Genomic DNA, 280 nt, shown 5'->3' on the forward strand with positions numbered 1-280 from the left:
GGCGTCCAGTCGAGCCGGTGCAGCATGTCCGAAGCTCCGCCGTTCAGCTGCTCTGCCGAGAAGGGGCGCAGGGTCAGTTCGCCGACGTGGGCGACGGGCATGCCCGCGTCGTCGGCGAGTGCCAGGGAGACGGCACCGGTTCCGGCAGTGGCGACCCGCACGCGCAAGGTGGTCGCGCCCGTGGCGTTCAGCGTCAGCGCGTTGAACGCGAAGGGCAGGTGGGGCCGGTCGGGAGGGAGGAACCCGCCCAGCGCGATGGCGTGCAGGGCGGCGTCGAGCA

At 72.9% G+C, this 280-nt stretch carries 1 protein-coding gene; it reads right to left on the reverse strand.

Annotated elements, in window-relative coordinates:
* A partial coding sequence (locus tag ACLQ2N_RS36040) for a polyketide synthase dehydratase domain-containing protein (protein WP_425820025.1) occupies nt 1-280 on the reverse strand: 280 nt, incomplete at both ends.

It is taken from the genome of Streptomyces sp. DT224 (assembly GCF_049844595.1).
In the GTDB taxonomy this organism is placed as follows: Bacteria; Actinomycetota; Actinomycetes; order Streptomycetales; family Streptomycetaceae; genus Streptomyces.